The 22,803-nt window shown below is 71.4% G+C and carries 13 protein-coding genes; all 13 read right to left on the minus strand.

From position 1 onward, the window contains the following. Positions 1 to 56: 56 nt before the first annotated feature. Complete coding sequence (locus tag ACIBK8_RS17445) at positions 57 to 2,249, minus strand: hypothetical protein (protein ID WP_399042704.1); 2,193 nt, start codon at positions 2,247 to 2,249, stop codon at positions 57 to 59. Then, positions 2,246 to 6,112 carry a putative baseplate assembly protein gene (locus ACIBK8_RS17450; protein WP_399042705.1) on the minus strand — a complete coding sequence of 1,289 codons (3,867 nt, stop codon included), beginning with the start codon at positions 6,110 to 6,112 and terminating at the stop codon, positions 2,246 to 2,248. The genes ACIBK8_RS17445 and ACIBK8_RS17450 overlap by 4 nt, the downstream gene beginning before the upstream one ends. Next, positions 6,109 to 9,321 (minus strand): putative baseplate assembly protein, encoded by a 3,213-nt coding sequence (locus ACIBK8_RS17455; protein ID WP_399042706.1) that lies wholly within the window; start codon positions 9,319 to 9,321, stop codon positions 6,109 to 6,111. Before ACIBK8_RS17455 ends, ACIBK8_RS17450 begins: the two co-directional genes overlap by 4 nt. Further along, positions 9,318 to 9,704: a GPW/gp25 family protein gene (locus tag ACIBK8_RS17460; RefSeq protein ID WP_393687424.1), complete on the minus strand. Its 387-nt coding sequence runs from the start codon at positions 9,702 to 9,704 to the stop codon at positions 9,318 to 9,320. Before ACIBK8_RS17460 ends, ACIBK8_RS17455 begins: the two co-directional genes overlap by 4 nt. Continuing rightward, a complete protein-coding gene (locus tag ACIBK8_RS17465) occupies positions 9,701 to 10,009 on the minus strand; it encodes a hypothetical protein (protein WP_399042707.1) in 309 nt (102 codons plus the stop codon). Before ACIBK8_RS17465 ends, ACIBK8_RS17460 begins: the two co-directional genes overlap by 4 nt. A gap of 83 nt (positions 10,010 to 10,092) precedes the next feature. Then, positions 10,093 to 10,626 carry a phage baseplate assembly protein V gene (locus ACIBK8_RS17470; protein WP_399042709.1) on the minus strand — a complete coding sequence of 178 codons (534 nt, stop codon included), beginning with the start codon at positions 10,624 to 10,626 and terminating at the stop codon, positions 10,093 to 10,095. Between the two features lie 76 nt (positions 10,627 to 10,702). Continuing rightward, the gene (locus ACIBK8_RS17475; RefSeq protein ID WP_399042710.1) at positions 10,703 to 11,842 is read right to left on the minus strand and encodes a hypothetical protein; all 1,140 of its coding nucleotides are present in this window, start codon (positions 11,840 to 11,842) and stop codon (positions 10,703 to 10,705) included. Beyond that, positions 11,835 to 12,212, minus strand: a complete 378-nt coding sequence (locus ACIBK8_RS17480; protein WP_399042711.1) for a hypothetical protein — start codon at positions 12,210 to 12,212, stop codon at positions 11,835 to 11,837. Before ACIBK8_RS17480 ends, ACIBK8_RS17475 begins: the two co-directional genes overlap by 8 nt. Positions 12,213 to 12,217: 5 nt before the next feature. Further along, entirely contained in the window at positions 12,218 to 12,904 is a 687-nt protein-coding gene (locus ACIBK8_RS17485; protein ID WP_399042712.1) for a hypothetical protein, read from the minus strand. A gap of 71 nt (positions 12,905 to 12,975) precedes the next feature. Next, positions 12,976 to 13,734, minus strand: coding sequence for a hypothetical protein (locus ACIBK8_RS17490; RefSeq protein ID WP_399042714.1), 759 nt, complete (start codon positions 13,732 to 13,734; stop codon positions 12,976 to 12,978). A 13-nt stretch (positions 13,735 to 13,747) separates the two neighbouring features. Then, a complete protein-coding gene (locus ACIBK8_RS17495; protein WP_399042715.1) occupies positions 13,748 to 20,404 on the minus strand; it encodes a DUF4157 domain-containing protein in 6,657 nt (2,218 codons plus the stop codon). Continuing rightward, positions 20,401 to 20,766, minus strand: a complete 366-nt coding sequence (locus ACIBK8_RS17500; protein WP_399042716.1) for a hypothetical protein — start codon at positions 20,764 to 20,766, stop codon at positions 20,401 to 20,403. Before ACIBK8_RS17500 ends, ACIBK8_RS17495 begins: the two co-directional genes overlap by 4 nt. Then, on the minus strand, positions 20,766 to 22,799 hold the full coding sequence (locus ACIBK8_RS17505) for an ATP-binding protein (RefSeq protein ID WP_399042717.1): 2,034 nt from the start codon (positions 22,797 to 22,799) through the stop codon (positions 20,766 to 20,768). The genes ACIBK8_RS17500 and ACIBK8_RS17505 overlap by 1 nt, the downstream gene beginning before the upstream one ends. Positions 22,800 to 22,803 lie beyond the last annotated feature (4 nt).

A 22,803-nucleotide genomic window follows, 5' to 3' on the forward strand; every position in this document is an offset into this window, starting at 1 on the left:
CGGAAGGTCGGGGCGAGAGCCGGTGTCCGGCCCCCGGTCGGGCGGGCGCTCCGCGCTCACGTGACGAAGAACAGGCCGGAGTCGGTGCCCGCCGGTGTGTATTCGGCGAGCCTGGCCCGCAGGCTGTCCTCCCGCTGCGGCTGGTACAGGTCGTGGTACGCGCCCAGCTCCGCGCCGTCCTCCGCGCCGCGCCTGATCTCGTCGGCGCAGACGGCGGACAGCTGCGCGTAGTGCGGCGTCCCGTACCGCTCGTCGCGCAGCACCGGGCGCACCCGCGTCGCATCACCAGGACCTGCCTGGTCGGGTTGGCAGCGGTAGCGGCGCGGGGTGCGGGAGCCGGGCGGTACGTAGCAGAACCGCAGGCAGCCGGTGCCGCGCCGGGCGACGTGCAGGCGGCCGGTGAAGATGCTGTTCTCGGCGAGTTGCACGGCGTGTGTGTGCACCTCGCCGATGACCGTGCTGCGGTGCGCGTACAGGACGGCGTGCGCGTGGCGGCAGTCCGGCGCCGACAGTGCCTCGCGGTCGTGTCCTGTGGCGTCCAGGATGCTGTCGCGCAGGTGGACGGGGAGCGGGTCGGTGGAGACCTCGTCGCCGATCACCTCGATCGTGCCGAGGACGCAGCGGTCGATCTCCACGCAGGCGGTGGTCCGGTCCAGGACCAGGCTCGGCTCGTCAGGCGAGTGCGGGTCGCACTCCGGCTCCAGGGACCAGCCGGGCACCAACGTGCAGTGCCGCAGCACCAGTTGGCCCATCGGCCCGCTGACGTTCAGGCCGCGGCCGGTGACCAGCAGCCCGTCCAGGACCATCCGGGGCCGCTCGCCCGGCGCGCAGTCCTCGTCCCGGGCGCGGATGTTGAGGGCGTCGGGCCGGTTGCTGTACCAGTCGAGCAGCCGGATCACCGGGCGGGTGCCCTCGGCGGCGCGCAGTGCGAGCCGGTCGCCCGGATCCAGGTCGAAGTCCAGCTGCTCCTGGTAGGCGCCGCTGTGGGTGATCTCGATGACGCCTTCGGGTCCGCAGCGCCCGGCCCTGCGGTCGTGCTGCCAGGCGCCGTACGCGTCCATGATCCGCCGGAAGTCCTGTCCTGGCCCGACCCGGTAGACCGCGACGTCGGGCGGCAGCGCGCGCCCCGCGTCCGCCCGGTCGTCGCGCGGGTACTCGCCGCCGCCCAGGTCGTCCCCGAACCCGTAGTGGTAGTCCACCCAGACGCCCTGCCGGGGCGCCGAACGGGAGCCGAACGCGATGCGGCCCAGCTCCGGGTCGACGGCGATCTGGCCGCGCTTGGGGCGGTAGCGCCACTCGGAGAGGTCCGCGACGACGAGGTCGGCGAGCGGCACCGGGGTGTCGTGGCCGTCCCGGCGGATGGTGAAGCTCTTGCCGGGCCCGTAGTAGTCGGCGAGCCGGTCGTGCAGCTGCCTGCGGCGGATCGCGGCCGGCACGTTGTCGACCGTGGCCAGGTGCGTCGCCGATGGCTCCGGCTCCGGGCGGGTCACCAGCGGGGTGTCGTTGCCCAGGATCGAGAAGGTGTAGAGGCTGCGGGCGCGGTCGATGCAGTACGCGGGGGCATGCGTCACGGAGTACGGGCGCAGCCGCCACACGAACAGGCCCACACCGGCCGGGGTGTAACCCCCTTGCCGGTAACGGGAGTCGGCCCGGCGGACGTCCACCGACCTGGCGACCGCGCCGAACGGGCCGCCCGCCAGGTCGAGGGCCGCGCCGTCCCGCACGTCCACCAGGCGGCCACGGCCGCGCCGCCGCTCGTCGGCGACGGCGGTGCCCGACCCGTACAGCTTCACCGGCTGCTGGTGCGCCACCAGCCGGGAGAACTCCACGGCCCGCGCGGGCCAGCCGGCCACCCCGTCGGACAGCTCCTCCAGCAGGGCGAGAGTGCCCTTGCGCCGACGGTTGCCGACGGTCGCCGCCACATCGCGGCGCGGCGCCAGCGCCTCGGCGAGCCGCCGCCGTGAGGCGTCCGGCAGCCCGCCGTCCCGCAGCCCCGTCGCCAGGACCCGTTCGTAGCCGGGCAGCGGGCGGTAGCCCACCAGATCGCCGATGTAGGGCAGCACCCACTCGGCCGCGCTCTCCACGAACCAGTCGTCGTACTGCTGGGCGACACCGTCCCGCACCCGGTCGGCCTGCTCCGCGATCACCGCGAGCAGCGCCCGCAGTGGCTCGCCGCCCTCCGCGTCCCGCAGCCGGTGCCACTGCGGCAGCAGCTCGGCGAGCCCGTCCGGCTCCCTCGTCGAACTCATCGGGCAACCTCCGTGAGGATCAGCGTGTCCGCGACCTGCGGTGAGAACAGCGCCAGTTGGGCGGGCCTGATGCCGCGGAAGACGAAGACGGCGCGTCCACGCTCCAGCGGCCGGGTGTCGGTGATGCCGGGATTCAGGCGCAGCAGCTCGGCCAGCGGGATGCCGTATCGCGCGGCCACCGACGACAGCGTCTCGCCGCCCTCGTCGGTGACCTCGTGGATCTGCTCGTCGTACACCGCCGTACGGGACGGCACCGAGGCCGCGGGCGGCTCGGCGAACCGGCCGGCGAGGCCCGCGAGCCCGGCCGGGGTGACGGACGCGGGTACGCCGGTGAAGACGTCCGCGTCCACGTAATCGACCCCCGGCACCGACTGCGCCGCGGCCAGCAGCTCCGAGAGGTACGCGGGCTGCCCCAACTCCCGTCCCTCGTAGCCGAGCTCGGCCAGCAGCGCCTGCCGCAGCCGCGGCTCCACGAGCTGCCAGGAGAAGTCCGGCGCCACCTTCACCTTCGCCGCCGCCACCAGCAGGACCGTCTCGCGCACGGCCACCCGCACCGGCAGCCTGGCATCGCCGTACTCGGCGAGCGCGGCCCGCAGCGACCGCAGCACCTCGGCGTCCGGCGCGATCGGGATGTCGTCCACCCCGGCGACGGTGACGTGCAGCACCCGCCGCCGCCCGTCGAACAGCTCCCGCGCCGACGCCCGGCCGATACCGGCACGCGAGCGGGCGAAGTCCTCGTAGTCGGCGACCGAGACCAGCCGGTCCAGGGCCGACACGGACAGCGGCACGGTCCGCCGGGTGAGGCCGGGGCCGTCGGCGTCGGCGCCGCCGGTCGCCGGCTGCGGGTTGGTGACCGCGGTGACCCCCAAGGGGCGGGTGACCGCCTGGGTGATGCGGTGCGCCGCGACGTTCGCCGCGCGGCCGGTGCCGAAGCGGTAGCGGGCCCGTACGTTGTCGTGCCCGGACGGCAGGCGGGCGCCGTGCACCCCGTCGCCGAACGTCACCGTCGTCCGCCCGCCCGCACCCCCGGACGCGGGGGACGCGCCCCCGTCCGCCGTGCCCGTCACATACACCCGCTCGTGCGGACCGCGCCCTGCCAGGCTGTCCACCGGGTGCCAGAGCAGCCCGTCGACCCGCACATCCAACTGCGGGGTGGCGCCGAGGGGATTGTCGTCGGGCAGCCAGGTCAGCGGCGACTGCCACAGTGCGAACGTCTGGTTCGCGCGTGCCGCGTCGCCGCTGCCGATCGGCTCGTCCCGGCTCTCGCCGTGGGTGGCGGCCACCACGTTGCCCTGGATGCGGACCGTGTCGCGCAGATAGCGATGGGTCAGACCTGAGGTGAGGGCGAGCGTGGTGTGCACCCGGTCGCCCGGAAGGTCGGGGTCCAGGGTCTGCTCGACCCCGGCGATCACCGCGAGTTCGGTGCCGCCGACTCCGGACGCGCCGGGAATGTCGGTCCGCTCGCCCGAGACGATCAGCTGCCGCCCCGGCGTCAACCCGTCGTACAGTCCTTCGAGTTCGATCCGGTCGCCGTGCACGTCCTCGCCCAGCGGTTCGTCGGCCTGCCGCAGCGCCTCGCCCGCCGCGTGCACCGTCGTGTCCCGGATCGCGGACAGCACCACGTCGTGCTCGTCCAGCCACGGGTCGGCGAGGGTCAGCAGGGTGCCGCGTCCGGTGATGCCGTACTGGGTGTGCACGACGGTCCGTACGGCGGTGACCTTGGTGGTGACGAACGCGAGCTTCTTGTCACCCGGGATGCCGTCGGGCCCCTCCTTGCCCTTGCGCGGGCGTTCGATGGCCACCCAGCTGCCGACGGTGATCGCGTCGTGCACCGCGTCCAGGGCCAGCTCGTGGCGGTCGGCGGGTTCCGGGACCGTCGCGATGCCGATCTCCACGGCGGGCGGCTCGCCGCCGGACGCCACCCGCACCGAGACCTCGTACTCGCCGTGGGTGATCTGCCGGTGCTCGCCAGGACCCAGCTCCCAGCTCTGCGGCGTGCCGTTGTCCACCGACACGTGGAACTTGCCGTTCTCGCCCGGCCTGGACACGAACAGGGTGCGCTCCGGCAGCCCCGGCAGCAGCCGCGCGGTGACCCCAGGGTCCTGCGAGTCCACCGGGCGGCGGCCCAGCCAGCTCAGGTCGTGGTCCTGGCCGGTACGGGTGGACAGCTCGATCCTGCCGGGGCCGAGCGTCAGCGTCGTGTCGGCCGGAAGGTTCTCGCTGACCTGCTGCGAGCTGCCGGTCTCGATGTGCTGGAACTCCGCCCGCACCGGGACCTTGCCCGCCGTGTCGAACACCACCCGCATGCTGGTCAGCGCGGCACCCGTCAGCGGCCAGTCCGCGGTCCTGATGACCCGGCCGCGATCGTCCTGCACGGGCTTGAGCGGGGCCGTCGCACCGAACGGCGCCGCCGTCACCCGCATCGCCAACAGGGCACGGAGAACCGGCAGTTCCGGCGCCGCCGTCCCGACCGACGCGCGGGCCGAGGCCCGGCGCCACGCCGGGTACAGCCCGTCGGACACCCGCGGATCGAGCGCCGCCAGCACCTGCGCGCCCAGGTCGGAACCGGCCGCGAACAGCCTGCTGGGGTCGCGGGCGAGCGCACGGGCACCGGAGGGCGGGCGGACGACCTGCGTGCGCAGGGCGGGCAGCAGGTCGCTCAACAGGCGGACAGGGGCGGGGAGTTGAGGAACGTCCTCGCTGTCCCCGCCGTCACCGCTGCCGCCCCCGTCATCGGCCGGCTCGCCGGACAACTCCGCCGCCCGCTCCGCCAGTTCGCCGAGCACCGCCTCCAGTTCCTCGAACCAGGCGGCCACGTCCTCGTACGCGGCGGACAGCGCCTGCGCCTCCGCCAGCCTGGCGTGCGGCCCGGCCAGCCGCGCGATGAACTGCGCCGGGGTGGCGATGCCGTCCAGGTCCTTGCGCAGCGGCGCCAGCACCTGCGCGTCGAAATCCGCGATGAACCGGCTGACCGGGCGCGGATTGGGTGTCTCGGGAGTGGGCGGACCCGGCTCGTCCGGATCATCCGGATCGCCCGCGTCCGGCGGCTCGGTGATCCACTCCCGTGCCTCGGCCACCAGCTCCTTCAACGACCGCGGCGCGGACTGCGGGAGACCGATGCCCGTCACGTCCTCCTCGCGGTCCCGCCGCACCGAGGCGACGGACAGCAGCGTGCGCTCGGAACCGAAGTCGCACAGCAGCCGGTCACCGACGGCCAGCGCCGTGTGGGTGCCCGCGATCAGCAGCTCCGGCCTGGTCCGCAGGTCGTCACGGGTCAGCAGCGCCGGACGGCGGCGCCGCACCGGCAGCTCGTTCCACACCGCACGCGCGGTCAGCTCCTCCTCCGTCTCGAAGGTCTGCGACCCCTCGTCCGAACCGGCAGGCACGCTGTGGCTGCGCGCCCCGCGCGGGATCACCACCGGCAGGTCACCGGCGCGCGGATCACGGTCGAGCGTGTACGCGAGATGCGTGTCGGCGGCGACACCGGGCCGTGGCCTGTGCCCCACCAGACGGCCGAGCAGCGCCAGCGAACGGTGCTCGTTCGCGGTCCGCAGATAGCCCTCGTCCGCGATCCGCTCGGAGTGGAAGGTCAGCAGATCACCCAGGACGGCCCAGGAGTCGAGCAGCCCGATGGACGGGTCGTCGGGGGTACGCACGGTCAGCCCGCGCAGCGCCGGATACGCGGGCGAGGCGAGCCGGTCGAGCATCGCGTCGAGGAACGAACCGTACGTGCCGACCCGGTAGTCCAGGGCGGCCCGGCCCGGCGGGTTGTACAGCGCGTCCGGCGCCCGCCGCTCGTCGTGCCCGCCGCCCTGGCAACCGCAGCCGCAGTCGCCGGCGCCTCCTGCCGGAATCCCGTTCATCGCCCGCCCTCCAGCTCGATGACCAGCTGCCCGTTCTCGGGCCTGTCCGGGTCGTTGTCGCAGCGTGCGACCTCCAGCGGTCCGAGCCGCAGCACACCCGCCTCCAGTTCTCCGTCGTCCGTGTGGAACAGCCGCCGCAGCCTGGTCACCCGCACGCTCACCACACCGGGCACCCCGGCTGCCACCGCCACAAGACGGCTCAGCCGCACCGGCTCGCCGAACGTCAGCGCGTCCGGATGGAAGAAGCCCCGCCGGCCACCGGACAGCGGACGGCGGCCCAGCACGCGGTACAGCTCGGCGAGGATCTGCCCGTGCTGATGGCCGGGCGCCGCGCACACCGACAGGGCGACGTCCAGCGGCACCGTCCGCGCAGGACCGACGACCAGGTCGTGCCCGATCCTGCGGTAGCTCTCCAACGCACAGGTCACCGATGCGAGCAGCGCGGCGGACGGTTCCTCCGTCCCCAGCGCGTCCACGGCGACATGCGCCTCCTGCACGCTGCCCGTCCACCGGATCTCCGCCGCCGCCCGCTGCACACCCGGAAGACCGGACGCCAGCGCCGCGTAGTCGGCCGCCGTCACGGCCCGCAACCGGGTACGCCGCAGATCCAGCGGCGCCAACTGCCGCACCTGCTCGACCGGTTCCGGCTCCGTACCGCCGACCGCGGGCAGCGGATTGCGCACCCCGGCGACGGGCAGGGGGTCGGCCGCGTCCGACTCCTCCGGGTCGCGCCGCAGCACCAGATGACCGATGGCCTCGGCGCCGACGTTGCCCGCCGTGCCGCCGCCAAGGCGGTAGTGCAGCCGCAGCCGGCTGCCGGGCTCCGGGCGGGCGCCGTACCTGCCGTCACCGAAGCGCAGCGCCAGCCGCCCGTCGTCGTCCAGCTCCCCGACCACGTGCCGGTCACGATGCGTACTGGCCAGCAGATCCCGGCGCGGCGTCCACGGCTCCTGATCCGGCCGGTCCGCGTCGGTCAGGCGCAGCGCGGGCAGCGCCTCGCGCGGGTCCTGGAGGAGAGCGGCGGCCGGGCCGTGCAGCACCGGCTCGTCCGGATGCAGCCCCGCCGCGTACGCCGGACCCCAGGTGTGCGCGATCTCCCACGCCGTACGCCCGTCCAGCACCGTCCCGGCCCGCGCGCGTGCCCCCAGCACCTCCAGGCGCCGCCGCTTCGCCGCCAGCAGCCGCGGACTGCGGTGCAGCAACTCCCGCAGCGCCCGCACCGGATGACGCCGCAGCTCCAGCGCCTCCAGCAGCCGCAGCCCGAACAGCACGGCCAGCTCGGCGACCTCCGCGTCCCCGAGACCGTCGTGATCACGGGCGCTGCGCCACAGCTCCACCAGCCGCCCGCGCACCCGCTCCGGAATCTCCGCGAGCCGCTCGGCCTGCCCCGCCGCCACGTGCAGCGGGCGCGGGAACGGCACCGCCTGCACCACGGGGGAGCGGTGCAGCACCGGCCGCAGACGCGGCGCGATCCCCGGGTAGACGGACTGCGCGAGCAGCGTCCGCAACGCCTCGGCCTGCGCGTACGCCGTGCCGGGCACCACCTTCTCGGCACGCAGCCCGGCCGATTCCAGGCCGATTCCGGCCCGCACCGTCTGCGGCTCGCCGACGACGGTGAACAGCTGCCTGACGTCGTCCGCCCGCAGCGATCTGCCGCATTCGGCCTGCTCCACCAGGGCGTTGATGAGCGCGGCCACCGCGTTGTCGGCCGCGTCGCGGTCGCCGCAGCCGAACGCCGGCGGGTCACAGGAGCCGAGCACGGCAGGCACCGGCGGCACGGCGTAGATCTCCGGCAGCCCGTCGCCCGCGTCCCCCTCACCGTCCGCCCCGTACGTCAGCGACCTGCCGTGATCCACCAGGACGACGTTGCCGCGCGCCACGCTGACGTCACCGACCGGCGCGCAGTCCCGCCCGCCGACGGTGGACAGGCACAGCGGGAAGGCCAGCGCGTCATCGGCCGCCCAGGTCACCTCCAGGACCGGCTGATCCGCGAGCTGATCGACGGACGGGGTCACCGACGTCAGCCGCACCGCCTGCCGGTGCGCCGGATCGGCGTCACCAGGCGTGCCGGTCCGCGCCCCGCGCACCTCCTCGAACAGCAGCAGATCGCCCGGCGCGAGCCGCAACTCCCGCTCTCGGCACGCCTCGTCGGCCCACCCGTCGCGCAGCGTCGCCGCCGTCGCGCCCTTCGGCAGCGCGCAGACCTCGTCGCCCCAGGTCCACAGCCGGATCGTGTTGTGCGCGGGGTGCAGCGCCAGCGGCCCGTCGGCGACCGGCTCGAACACTTCGAGCGAGCCGCGCTCGCCGAGCACCGCCAGATCCCGGTCGTCGATCACCGACCCGATCTCCGGCCGGTCGCGCGGCCCGAACGTACGGAAGTCGACGGAGGCGAAGCGGAAGGTGCCGGGCAGCAGGGTCAGCGGCCGTACCGTCTCGACGGCGACGAACGCCCGCGCGTTGCAGCCGTCGTGCATCGGGTAGTCGATCAGCCGCACGTGCCGCCGCACCGAGACCCGGCGCCGCGCGGTGTCCAGATACGCCTCGGTCGCCACCGCGTCCTGCTGGTAGCTGATCTGGTCGGCCGTGTACGCCAGCAGATCGACGAGGGTCGAGCCGAGGTCGGCGGCGTTGCGCTCCACCCACTCCGGAGTCGTCAACCGCAGCCGGTCCAGAACGACTTGGCGCAGCGTGTCGTAGTCGCGCGCCGTGTAGTCGATGACCGGCGCGGGACGGAAGGTGTCAGGGCGGTCCGCCGGCTCGTCCGCGCAGTCGAAGGGCGCGGGACAGTTCGGCAGGAACGAGAAACCGGCCGAGAAATACCGCTGGTCGAAACCGGGGAAAGGCTCGGTGCCCGGCCGCCCGTACGGGTCGGTTTCGACCACCGAAAGGCGGTACGCGGAGCCGTCGCCCGCCCGGTCCAGCGTCACGAACAGCCGGTCGTCAAGCTCGGGGTCGTCCTCCCGCTCGACGGCTATCTCCTCCGCTTCCAGGCCGGTGATCCGCCGCCCGCCGTCGATCCGGATGTTCTCCGGGCACAGCCCGTGCGGCGCCTTGCCGAGGAAGGTGACCGTCAGCGTCCGCCCGTCGTCGCTCACCTCGACCGCGTCCACGCCGTTGCGCCCGGCCTCCCGGATCCGCCCGCGCCTGCCGTCCGTCCGGCAGGACAGCGCGGCCCCCGCGCCGCCCGTCCCGCTGTCCGCCCCGCTCATGCCTCGGCCCCCCGGCCCTCGAAGACCTCATCGCGGCGGCTCGCGGTGGAGCGCACCACGTACCGGAGATACACCCGCACGACGTTCTCCTCGCTCACCACGTCCAGCGACTCCACCTCGATCAGCTCGCCCAGCCAGCGCTGGAGCGACGCCTGCACGGACAGTTCGAGCGCGGCGGCCAGCTCCGGGCTGTTCGGCGTGAACACCAGGTCCAGCAGCCCGCAGCCGAAGTCGGGACGCATCACCCGCTCACCGGGACTGGTGAACAGCAACTGCTCGATCAGATCCCGCACATGCGCGTCGTACCCGGCGTGTCCGGTCCGCCCCCGGCGGTCCGTCCGGTACGGAAACGCGATATCGGCCCGTACGGCCCTGGCTTTCATCCGCACATCACTCCCCCTCGCACGGCCGCCACGACCGGCGGCCCCTGCGGCACAAGACCGGCCGTGAAGCACATCCCGGCCGTGCTGTCCGTCACCACCGGCACCCCGTCGATCAGCACTCCGTCGCCGTCCGCCGTCCAGCGCACCGAGGCGCAGGGCGCCGGTACGCCGTCGACGGTGTGCCGGCAGCCGACGACCGTGAGCACCTCACCCGCCGTCCGTACCGGCAGCCCGCCCATCAGGACGGCGTGGCCTGCGGAACCCGACAGGGCGGCGGCCACGCCACCGTGCGGACAACTGATCACGGCGCCTGTGTGCACGAGGCCCCCGGACATGGACAACACGTCGTACTCCGCTTCTCTCGCGAACACCGGCCGCACCGGCGCTCTCAGCGCTTCTTCGGAATGGTCAACCGGCCCTCATTGATGTCGACTTGATCGCCGACCAGCGAAATCGAGGCGCCGTGCCCGTTGTTGATGTGCACACCCGCCGCATCGATCTTCACGTACGCCCCGCCGGGTGCCTCCAGCAGAATGCCGTTCGCCGGCACGTCGCTCATCACGATTTTGTGTTTCTTCGGCGTCTGGATCACCACCGGGTGCGAGGTCGCCGGATCGGTCCGCGCGTCCTCCGGCAGCTCGGCCCGCGAGCCGTACCAACACCCCGTCCACACCGGGAAACTGGGGTCACCCTGCTCGAACTCCACCCAGACACCGGCACCGACCGACGGCACCACGTACTGCCCGGCGGGAAACTGCTGCTCCCCGGTGAAAGGAAAGCAGGGCATGGCCCAGGTCGAGGGCGTATCGCCCAGCACATCCGGGACCTGGACCATCAGACGGCCGATCCCCATCGGATCGTCGTTCGCCGTCACGCGGCCCCGGAACTTGCCGAGGAACCGGTTGTTCGATGCTGCGGCCATGCGAAACGCTCCTGGTCGTATGGCAGTTGGGGCCAGTTGTGGCTTTTTCGGTGGATCGGTTCGGGCTTTCGGTCTGCTACGGGCGTACGGTGCCGCTCCGCGCCACCAGCCCCTCCCTCGACAACGTGAAGTTCTGCTGATACGAGCCCGGCCTGAGGTTGTGCGTCACGCTCTTCACGTAATAGTCACCGTCATACGTCACTCCTGCACCCCGGACCCCCACCAACTCCCGTGGCCGCAACAGATATCCGTGCCGGTTCACATCCAACTGCCCGGACCCGGAAATCGCATCGGCGGACGTCGCCGCCCGCCCCAGCGCCTCCGCCTCGGCCTGCCCGAGATCCTTCTTCGCCGTACCCGACAACGTCTTGCGCTTCAGCGCCGGCGAGGCACGACGCCCCAACGCCGGCCGCAGCGGGCTGATATCGGGCTGCGCCAGCAACCGCGCATCACGCGTCCGCGGATCCTGCACCCGCGCCTGCGGCTCCTCGCGCGCCGTACCGTCGTACGCGAAAGTCAACTGATCCACCGTCGAGTTGACGTCCATATTCACATTCAGCGCGTGCTGCCGCTGCCCCAGCCGCTGCTCGGGCCCCCAGAACGCGGTAGACCGCCCAGGAACGGGCCCCGGATCCAGATAAAACGTGTAACCATTCGCCGCCGCAAGCTCGTTGAGATACTGCAGATCCGTCCCCGTCTGGTAATCCACCCGCCACTGCTCACGCGGCGGCTGATGAATCTGCTCCCGGATGATCCTGGTGTCGATCCCGTAATCCGCGTACTTCCCCAGAATCCGCTCCACCCGCTGCGAAGGCGCAAGGTTCGGATACCGATCCGTCCGCTCCTCCAAATCCATCAACAGCGACAGATCCTCCCCCGTCACCGTCAACGTCGTCTGCCCAGGCTGATTACTCGCGCCCACCTCCTGCCGCACGATCAGCCCGTCCAGCAGCACGATCGGCGTGCCCTTCACACTCGCCGTCACCACCACCCTGGTCTTCGGATCGAAGAACCCCTCGGGCAGCAGCCGCTCCGTGATCACACCCCGCTTCGTCAGATCGAACGCGATCTGAAACCCGCTCCGTTCACCCGCCGTACTCGTGATCTGCGCCGACAACAGCGCCTCGGTCACCCCCGCAGGCACCGGCCTGGCCAGCTTCGGCCCCATGTACAGCGTGAGATGAATCGGCCCCCGCCCCACCGCCTCATCAGCCATGCCCGAACCCACCACCCGGCAACGGAATCCCGATCTCCCGCCCCGGCTCCTCCGTCAACTCCCGCGGATCCATCACCGGATTGGCATCCGCGATCCGCCACCACTGCCCCGGATCCCCGAAATACCGCTGCCCGAGCTGATCGGCCCGCTCACCACTACGCACGACATGCGGCGCGACATCCCCCTCGCCTTGCCCCCCGTCCTCCCGAGGCAACGGCGGCAACAACCGCCGCTTCACATACCGCACTTCAACCCCGTCATCCCCCCGATACACCCCGACCTCCGCATCGTGATACCGACTACTCCGCGGATACGGATGCGCCCCCGGAATGGCATCCAACGCACTCTCATACGGCTCGATCCCACCCATACCGGCTACACACTCCCCATCCCGATATCACTCCCGCGCAACCCCAACTGCCCCAGACTCCCGCCCCGGGCCATCCCGGCCAGCCGCTCCTTCTGCGCCAGATGCGCGAGATACAACTCCGCCCCCTTGTGCCCCGCCGGCAGATCGCTCACGGTCAACACCTTCATCCCGATACTGAGCGAAGCCCGCATAGGATTCAGATTCACATCAAACGCCGACTCATTGACGGAAAGCTCGGTCAGCCGAACCGGCATCACCCGCTTACTCCCCCAGGTGAACAACGTCAACGGCATCTCGATGGGGCTGATTTCGATAGCCCCCTTCTTACTGAGATGCGAGGCGGCCCGCAGCTGCGCGACGGTCGGCTGCACCAGCATTTCGAGGGTGGCGAGCTGGGGGTGGATTCCGTCGGGGGCGGCTACGTCGAGCTGGTCGGTGGAGTCGATCTCGGCGGTGAACTTCCAACTCTCCTCCGCGGGCCCCTTGAGCCGGAGCGCCTCGTTCCGGTCCCCACCTCCACTGCCCCCTCCGCCGCTGTCCCCTTCACCCCCGGCTGATTGCGGCGCGATCGACCGTTCCAAGGTGTCGGGGTTGAACTGCAGCACGATGATCCGCTGGGGGGTACCGCGCTCGGGGTCGACGATGACTATGCCGGAGCGGATGGGTTTGGGGATGTCGGCGTAGGTGGTCATTTCTCACTCCCTCAATTCGATGCCGCTGATGTCACGAGCCGCCCCTTTTTCCGTTCGGGCAGGACGACGTGTCACTTCGGGTGTTCAGTTGGGTGAGCCGCGTTCTGTGACTCCTCATTCGGCTGGCGGGCGAGTTCTTCCAGTGCCTCGGCAGTGGGCGCCACGCGCTCTTCCGCATCGGCTGTGATGCCGCCGGCTTCCGGGTGTTCCGCTTCGCCCTTCCAGCGGCGAAGCGCCTGCAACGGAGTCAGCCCCTCTTGCCATGCCTGCATGAGGCGTGGCCCCCACACGAGTCCTGCGTCGAGTCCGGCGGGTGCGGCTGCGGCACGTGGCTCGTAGTCCGCAGCATCATCTACTTCGGATGCCCAGAGGTACCCCAGAATCGCCCCGTCCAGAGTTACCGGGAGATACCGAACCGTCGATTCCGTGAGGAATGAGTACCCGGTATTCTCCAGGGTGAGCGGAGAAAGCGTGTCCTGGTCTCTTACGTTTTCCGGTCGCTTTGCGTCGGAAGCAGGATTGATGTAATCGGGGTTCACGATCTCCTGTAGAGCGTCTTCGTTATCCGCAGAAAGCAACTCGGAGCCTTCCGGGATCCCTCCAGCCTCGGGGTCTTCTGGAGCGCCGATCCACTGCCTCATCGCCTGGATCGGTGTTTTTCCCTCGGCTCGGGCTCGCTCCATCCTCATGGCCCAACGCGCCGCTGCCAGCAGAGTGTCCTGATCGGACGCCATGCGTCGCAGGAAATAGGCTTCACTGTCTCCTTGTGTCAGCGAAAGGAATCCAATGGCTTCGCCATTCAACGTCACTGGAAGATAACTTGTGCTCATGTCTGACTTTCTGTCATTGGAGAATCACCTTGGCGTAAATATCCCACACTCCGGAGGGGCCCGGCCTGTCGGGACCTTTTACTCGCATAATGCGGTATTTGGTATTGCGTGGCTGGATCAGTTCTCGCTGTTTCGGGAAATCGCTCTTCACGCCCATCCATACGGCCTTGGAACCGGCCGGTACGTCGAGGTGCAACCGGTAGCGGTACATCTGTCGAATCTGGTCCTCTGTCATGTGGTCGGTGTCAGGGTAAGCGGGCTCTTTGCCCAGCGAACCAGACATGTATCCCCTCTCCACTTGCGTGGTACCACGCAAGCTTTGCGGGGTGCCACGGAATCCGGGCAGGAAGCTGATGTCCTGCAGCGACCGGTGGACTGTCACCCCGTGGGGGAGCCGGTGGCTGCTCGTTCCTTGGTCGATCTGCCGCATGCGCTCGCGGATGTCGTCAGCTGTGGGGAATTTTCCGCCGAATCTAGCCTCAAGGTTTCGATAACCTTCAGCCCTGTGGCCACCTTTGAGGACCTCGATCAGTTTCTTCTGCGGATAAGGGTCATTGTGGATGGCGTCGATCAATTCCTGCTGATCGTAGTTCAGGTCGGCACGGGACACGTTGTAGGTTTCGTATAGGTTCGGGTCGCGCCCACCGAAGAGTCCCTGGAGGGGCTGTGCGACACCTTGCAGCATTTCCTCTGCCGGAGTTCCCCGGGCGATCTGGTTGTAAGGCCATGAGGAGTGCGTGTAGTCCTTGAGGGAAGCCTGGACCTCGGCCGGCAGTCTCTCGTACGTGACCGGCGCCAGTTGTTCCGCGCCGTACCTGTTCCCCTCCTCGTTCGTCTTGGGGTCGATCTGCTTGCGCCGCCCTTCGCCTCCGTACTCCTCCTTCCACTTTCCCGAGTTCGATTTCTTGCTCGGGTTCAGGGCGGCGATGATGTCGAAGAGGGATGAGCCGACAGTTTGCAGTCCTGTCAGCCGGTACCACGTACGCATCGCGCTCAGTAGCGCTTGAAGAACCGGTCGGGGGACGCCACGTTGTAGAAGGCCGTCGAGCTTTGGCTGGATACGAGAAACAATCTTCTGGAGCCGCAGCTCCTTGGAGTCCCGTGAGTCTTCCTTCTTCTTCCTGCCCTCGCTCTTCTGCTTCTTCTGTTCCTGCTTACGCTTCTTGTTGTCGCGGAACTGATCCCGCTTCTTCTTGAAGAAGTCGCGGGTCTTCTTCGCGGTGTTCTTGAGGGCCTTGCCGACCTTGGACTTGCGGAGCTTCTTGCCCAGGGCCTTGCCGGCGTTGCGGACCTTCTTGAGGGCGGACTTGACCTTGCCCTTGACCTTCTTCAAGGCGCGGCCCAGGGGGGACTTGGGCTTGCGGGGCTTGGTGCGCTTGGGGGCTTCGGTTTCCTTCTTCTTGGACGGCTTGTCCGGCTTCTTGTCCTTCTTGAGGTCCGGCCCGTCCTTGTCCTTGGTGCGGTCCTTGCCACCTGCATCCGAGGACTTGTCCTTCTTGAGGTCCGCCCCGTCCCGATCCGGGTGCCTGTTGGGTGAAGTGGCCTCGTCGCGGGTCTTCTTGGCGTCTGCCTCGTCCTCGTGCTTCTTCTTGGACGGGTCGGGGGTCTTGCTCGTCGGGCGGGACGGGGGCTCGGTTTTCGGCTGGTGTTTGGGGTGGGTGGAGCCTGGGGTGCGGTCGGTGGTGGCGCCGGGGCGGGAGGGGACGCGGGGGCCCTTGGGCTTGGTGGGGCGGGGGGGTTTGCGGAGGGCCTGGGTGGCCTTGCGGGCGGCGCCCTTGGCGGCGTTGACGGCCTTGCCCGCGGCCTTGCGGGCGCCCTTGCCGGTCTTCTTGAGGCCGGCGGTGATCTTCTGGGCCATGGCCTTGAGGCGTTTGCCGACACCCTTGGTGGCGCGGCCCAGGCGCTGGAGGAGGAAGTTGGTGATGAAGTCCAGCAGGGCCACGACTCCCGCGGCGACCGCTTCGGCGAAGAGGCAGGCGGCGGGGCCCGCCTTGACCGCCTTGAGGAAGGCGAAGAACTTGCCGAAGGCCGTCAGGATGGAGCTGACGGTGTCCCAGGCGGCCATCAGGCCCTGGATGATCGTCAGGATGGCGCCCGCTGCGGGCACGATCATCGAGACGACCTTCTCGACGACCAGCGACGCGATCATCATCGGCAGCGAGGCGACGATCGCGTCCCACGCCATCTTGCCGATCTGCTTCAAGGACATGCAGCCCTTGACGAGGACGCTGATGACGGCCTTGCCGAGGCCGAGGATGCCCTCGACCTTGGTGTCGAACCACTGCTTGACCGCCGACTTGATGGCGCCCCAGAGGTGTTCCTGGATACCGGTCTTGGCGGCGCTGCCCGCCTTCTTCAGCCAGCCGCCCGGGTCCGGCGCGATGTCGGCGACGAGCGCCGCGAACTTGCCCAGCGCCTCGATCGCGGCCTGCGCGAACTTGAGCGCCGCCTTGATCGCCTCGGCGTAGATCTTGATGGCGGCCTTGATGCCCGCTTCGAGGACGTCGAGGAGCTTGTTGAGGCCGGCGGCCAGCGCGTCGAGGAGGGTGTTGACGGCCTTCTTCAGGCCGTCGGCGAGCTTGTTGACGGTGGCGATGGCCGCGTCGCGCAGGCCCTCGATGGCCTTGCGGAACTTGTCGCGCAGTTCGGGGAAGGCCGCCAGCAGGACGTCACCGATGGCGATGAGGGCGTCGGCCAGGACATTGATCGCCTTGATGGCGAAGTCCCGCACCGCGTCGATCGCCTTGTTCGCGAACTCCTTGAACTTGTCGATCACGCTGTTGATCGCGTTGCGGGCCGCGTCGAAGATCTTCGTGACGGCGTCCAGCAGGCCCTTGAAGAAGTCGCCGACCGCGTCGAGGATCTTGCCGAAGAGGCCGCCCGACTCGTTCTTCTTCTCGTCCTTCTTCTTCTTGGCGTCCTTCTCCGCCTGATCGGCCTGGTGGTCGATGTCCTTGTTGTCGGTGTCCTTGCGGCCCTCGACCTCCTTGTCCTTGCCGTCCCGCTCCTTGGTGATCTTCTCGTTGCCGCCCTTGTGCTCCTTCTCGGTGTCCTTGTCGGCCTGCTCGATCTTCTTGTCCTGCTCGTCGCGCCAGCTCTGGCGCTCCTTGCCCGCCTGCTCGGCCGCCCGGCCGCGTTCCGCCGTCTGCTGCTCGGTGTTGCGGGCGACCTCGCCGTCGATCTCCTGCTGCTTCTCCTGCTGAGCCTTCTGCTCGCCCTGCTGGTGCTGCTTCTCCTTGGCCGCCAGTTCGGTCTGCGACTGGCCCGCCGCACCCTGGATCTCACCGCCGCGCTCCTGCTTGGCGACGATCCCCTCGTGCTGCTTCGCGGAGCCGCCGCCCGACCGCTGCCCGCCGCCGCCCGCGCGCCCCGCCGCCTTCCCCCGCAGCTCCTCCTTGGGCGCGTCCGGGAAGATCTTGTCCTCGCCCATCGGCTTGGACGCGTCCGCCCGGCCGGTGTCCTGGATCGTGCCCTGCTTCTCCTTGAGCTTCTCCGCCTGCTTGTCCGTACGCTGCGGGTCGCTCTCACCCTCCAGCTTGATCTTGGGTGCGGGACCGACCGTCTTGTTGCGCAGCTCAGGGTCGGTGGTCGGCACCTGGTCAGCCGCCGCCTCGACGCTCTTGGCGTCGCTCTCGGTCAGCTTGCCGTCCTTGCCCGGAGTGACCTTCGGCTGCTGGACGTTGTCGGTCGGCTTGGCGCCCTCGGCCTTGTCGCTGCCCTTGGCCTCCTGCTTCTTGCCCTGCTCCGGCGGGCCGACCTTCTCCAGCTTCCCCGTCACCGGCGACTCGGGCGCCTCGGCCTGCGGCGCCCCCGACTGGGTCTGCGGCGCACCCGAAGGCCGCTCCCGCTTCGGCGGGTTGGCCGCCAGACGCTTCTGCTCCTCGCCGACCTTCCGGTCCGCCGCCCCGTCGACCCCCGGCAGCGCGGCCTGCGCCTGATCGGGCGAGAGCTTGCTGACGGTACCGAGCGCGGCCTTGGGATCCTGACCGGAGACGTCCGGCGGCTCCTCCTGCTTCTTCTCCTTGGGAGCCTGCCCGCCGCCCCCGCCGCACGCGCCGCCGCCCTCCTCCTTCTCCGGCGCCGGAGCGGGCGGCGCGCAGCCGCCACCGTCCTTCTCCAGCGACGCGTCCGGCTGCGCCTTGGCGCCCTCCGGCGCGGGCGCGCCCATCTTCCCCGGGTTCTCGGCCTGTTCACCCACCGGGCTCACCGCCGCCTGCGCGACGGACGGCGCCCCGCCGGGACCGGCCGCCGCCTTCGGCGCACTGCCGGGCTCCGCCGCGCCGACGGGACCACTGGGCGCCGCACCGGGACCGGCTTCCTTCGGCACCGCGCTCTTCGCCGCCGGCGCCTCGTTCTCACCGCGGGCCGGCGCCGCGCCGCGCCGTGCCGCGGGCGACGGATGCCGGTCCTCGACCGCCGTACGTTCCGTGTGCGCACCGGCCGGCGGCGCCGGCGAAGGCGCCGAAGGCCCGGGGCCGCCGCCCGCCGCACCCGGGCCCGCCGCGCCGGCCGGCTTGTCCGCCGCCGCGCCCTCCGGCTGCCCCTTGGCCTCCCGCTTCTCCTCCTGCGCGTCCTGGTCCTTCTTGTCCTGCTGCTCGTCCTGGGTCTCCTGGGCGTCCGGCGCGTCGCCGCCGTCGCCCGTGTCCGCGTCGCGTTCCGCGTCCTTGTCGGCCGCGTCCTGCCCGGCCTGCTTCGCGCCGTCCTCGTCGTGGTCCTGCTGCTGCTCGGGGTCCTTCTTCTGCTCGGCCTCCTGCTCCGGATCCCGCTGCTCATCGGTTTCCGGATCGGGGCCGACCTCCTGCTCCACCGGCTTCTCCGGCTGGAGGTCCTTCTCGCTGCGATCGGGGGCGTCCGACGCGGGACCGTGCTCGGGCTGCGGCGCCTCGCCCTCGACCGGGCCCCGCTCCTCGCCCGGAGCCTTGGCCTCGGCCTCCGGCGCGTCCTCGTCCTCCTCCTCGTCGGCCTCGTTCTCCCGCTCCTTCTGGACCTGCTCCGCCTTGGTCGGCGGGGGAGCGGGGAAGGACGGCGGGGCGGGGGCAGCCGCGCCGGGCCGCAGCGTGTCGGCGGTCGGCACGGACGACAGGTCGGGGTCGGAATCCGGTACGAAGTCCTCGGGCTTCAGCTCCGCCTCGCCCTTGCCCGAGCCGCCGGCCCGCTGCTCCTCCTGGCCCCCGTCGACCTCCCGGTCCGCTCCCGCCTCCAGGCCGATGGGCCGCTCCTCATCGCGCGGGTCGCCCTCGTCCTCGTCCTTCTCGTTCAGCCCGTGCTCGGACAGCGCGCTGTCGCGCTGCTCGGCCCGCTCGTCCACCTTCTCCGGCCGTACCGGACCCGGCTGTTCCTTCTTCTTCTTTTCCAGCTCTTCCTGCTTCGAGCCGTCGGCCGGTTTCTTCTCGTCGTCCTTGCGCTTGCGCTTGTCGGCGCCCGGGGCGTCGGCCTGTTCCGGGTCCTTCTCCTCGCGCTCGCGCTGCTCCTTGCGTTCCTCCTTGGCGCGTTCCTCGCCGTCCTGGCCCCGCTGGGCCTTCTCCTCGTCGGCCCGGTCCGCTTCCTTGCGTTCCCCGGCCTGCTTCTCCTCGTCCTGCTGCTGTTCCTTCTCGGCGCCCGCCCGCTCCTCGGCGCGGTCGTCCTCGGTGGCCTTGCGTTCGCCGGCCTCCTTGTCCTCCGCCGCGGCGTCCTGCTGCGCCCGGCTCTGTTCCTGCTCGCGGGCGCCGTCGCGGCCCTCGGCGTCCTTCTTCTCCTCCGCGGCGTCCGCGTCCCGCGCCTCCCCGGCCTGCTTCTCCCGCTCGCCACGGCCGGCCGCGGTCCGCCGCTCGTCCTCGATCAGGTCGATGGCGTCCGGTACCGGCGCGGGCACGTCCGAAGGGCCCAGGGTGAGCGGCGCGCGCTGCGCCGCCTCGTCGGTCAGGTCCAGCAGGCGGTCGAACTCCGGTGACAGCAGCCGCACTTCGAGCCGGTCGAGCACGGACTCCTGAAGGTCGGGCGTCATCCGCGAGAGCTGGGTACGGACCCGGCCCGACGCGTCGGCGGGGTCGCCCCGCAGCGACCGCAGCACCCCGCTCGCCAGCCGGTCGACGACGGTCGCCGGGTCGCTCTGCTCGGCGCGCATACGGTCCGCGTCCACCGTCGCGTACCGCAGCCACCCCGGCGTGGCCTGCCCCTCCTCGATCTCCGCGGCGGGCGCATCGGCGCGTACGGAGTCGCGGAGCGCGCCCGCCACCGACGCCTGCGCCGCCGACTCCGCCTCCCGTTCGATCGACTCCTGCGGGAGGCTCACCGCGCCCAGGTCGCGGCCGGCCCGCAGGGCGCCGAGGCCGTGCGGGTTCTGGACGGTGTGCAGGAGTTCGTGGGCGAGGAGGCGTTGGCCGTCCGCCGTGCCGGGGCGGTAGGTGCCCTCACGGAAGAAGATGTCCTGGCCGACGGCGACCGCGTCGGCGCCCAGCATGTCGGTCAGCGTCCCGGCGTCCCGGTCGGTGTGCAGGCGCACCCGGCCGAAGTCGTGGCCGAGCGTCTCCTCCAACTCCCGCCGTACGGACGGGTCGAGCGGCGCACCCGCCCCGCTGACGATGTCCTTCGGCTCGGGCGCCCGGGACCTGCCCGCGCGCTCCTTGCGCTTGCGGCGCTTCTCCTCGCGCGCCGCCCGGTCCTCCTGCGCCGACGCCTGGGACGTGCTCACCGGCCCTCACCCCGCCCGGTGAGACCCGCGTGCACGGCGCGGGCCAGGGCCTCGCCCAGGCGGGCCGGCGAGGTGGTGGCGGGCAGCGGCGGCAGGCCCGCCAGGGAGTCCAGCGTCACGCCCGTGCCGTCCGCCGCCAGCGGTACGCCGCGCTCCCGCACCAGCCGGGTCAGCTCGCGGGTGAAGGACGCCGAGACGCGGTCCGGGTCCAGTCCGGTGCCGAAGCCGGTCAGGGCCAGTTCGCCGATGTCGATGCGGACGGCGGCGGGCGGCGGCCCCTCCGGCGCTGCCGGGCGCGGAGCGGGCGAAGCGGCGGGCGCGGGAGCGGGCACCCGCCGCCCGGTGACCTCGTTCGGACCCATCAGACCCATCCGTGGACCTCCGACGGCGTCAAGGAGCGTTCCAGCTTCAGGTATTCGGTGCGCGCGGCGGCCAGCATGTGCCGCATCTGGAGGGAGTCGCCCTCCTCGGCGGCGAGGAAGGCGCCGGACAGCGCGATGTTGCGGATCGAACCGCCGGCCACGGTCAGCCGGGCCAGCTGCGCCGGATCGATGCCCTTGGTGGGGGCCTGCGCGGGCAGCACCCGGCGCCAGATCTCGGCGCGTTCCTTCTCGCCGGGGAACGGGAAGTCCACGACGAACCGGATACGGCGCATGAACGCCTGGTCCAGCGCCTTCTTCATGTTGGTGGTGAGGACGGCCAGACCGCGGTACGCCTCCATCCGCATCAGCAGATAGCTGACCTCCAGGTTGGCGTACCTGTCGTGGCTGTCCTTGACCTCGCTGCGCTTGCCGAACAGGGCGTCCGCCTCGTCGAACAGGAGCAGCGCGCCGCCGCGTTCGGCCGCGTCGAAGACCCGGCCCAGGTTCTTCTCGGTCTCGCCGATGTATTTGCTGACCACCTGGGAGAGGTCGATGATGAAGAGGTCGAGGCCCAGCTCCCTGGCCATCACCTCGGCCGCGAGGGTCTTGCCGGTGCCGGAGCCGCCCGCGAAGAGCGCGGTCACCCCGAGGCCGTAGCGCAGCACCTTCGCGAAGCCCCACTCCTGGTAGACCGTGCCGCGCTGCCGTACGTGCGCCACGACCTCCTGGAGGATCTTCAACTGCCGCTCGGCGAGCACCAGATCGCCCCACCCGGCCCGCGGCTCGATGCGGCGCCCCAGCTCGTCCAGGCCGATCCTGGCCTCGGTGAGACCGGCCTGCCAGGCGAGCGCGGTGGCGTCGCCGCTGCCGCCGCCCGGACCGCCGGGCAGATCGCGGCGCACCGACGCGGCGGCGGTGCGCACGACGTGCGGCGGCAGCTGGAACTGGGCCACCATCGCCCGGAGTTGGTCCTGCTCCACCTGCGGGATACCGGCGAACGCGTGCGTCCACATGTCCAGCTGCTCCGCGTCGTCCAGCTTGGGCACCAGCACCCGACGGCCGCGCGGCAGGCCGGTCTGCCGCGGGTCGGGGCCCGCGACGACCAGCGGAACGGCGGCGGCGCCGATGAACGCGTCGGTGGCCGCGGCCTGTTCGCGGTCCAGCTCGCCCACCTCGACCAGCAGCGCCGCGGGCAGCAGGATCGCCTCGCGCTGCCACAGCCGGGAGAGCCGGTCCCGCTCGACCGGGTCCGTCGGCACGTCCTCCGCGCTCATCGCGTACAGACCGAGACCGGCCTCGCGGGCGCCGAGCGCGGCGATGTCGGCACGGGAGCGCTGGTCACCGCCGATCAGCTCCACACGCAGCGGCGCTTCCGGCCCGCCGCCCGCCCACCCCGCCGCGACCTGCGCCGCGGCCCGCAGGTACGAGGGCGGCTGGCCATCCGGTACGGGCGCCCGCCGCAGCATGCCGTGCAGCCGGGTGTCCAGGTACGGGGAGTCGACCAGGAAGTGCAGGATCCGCTCGTCGAGACGGAGGCGGGACGAGGTGAGGCGGGTCTCGTCCTCGATCTCGACGAGGCGCCAGCGGCGCAGTGGCGACACCGGCGTCAGGGCGCTCCAGTGCGGGTCGGCGAGGGCCGCGAGGGCGAGCGCGAAGGTGGGGTGCGTACGGTCCTGGCTGCCGCTCGCCGCTGCGCACCGCGAGCCGGTGGTGGGCTCCAGCTCAGCCGCCGCGGTGAGCAGCACGACGTCCCGCTCGAACGGGCTGAGGCCGAAGCAGGAGACGAGGGCTTCGAGCGCGGGCGGAGGCGGCGGGGGCGACGGGGTGGCGGGAGCGGTGCCGGTGCCCGTCCGCGCTTCGGCTCCGGCGTTCGTCCGTGCGGCGTGGATGTCGAGGCGGGCCAGGACCGCGGCCAGGGAGGCGGCCAAGCCGGTGGGCCTGGTGTCCCGGTCCCCGCCGGGCGCGGGCGCGGGCCCGGCGGCGTCCGTGGGGGTGCCGCCGTCCGCGCCGTCTCCTCGGGCCTTACCTGCCATCCGC

It is taken from the genome of Streptomyces sp. NPDC050161, assembly GCF_044460025.1.
In the GTDB taxonomy this organism is placed as follows: domain Bacteria; phylum Actinomycetota; class Actinomycetes; order Streptomycetales; family Streptomycetaceae; genus Streptomyces.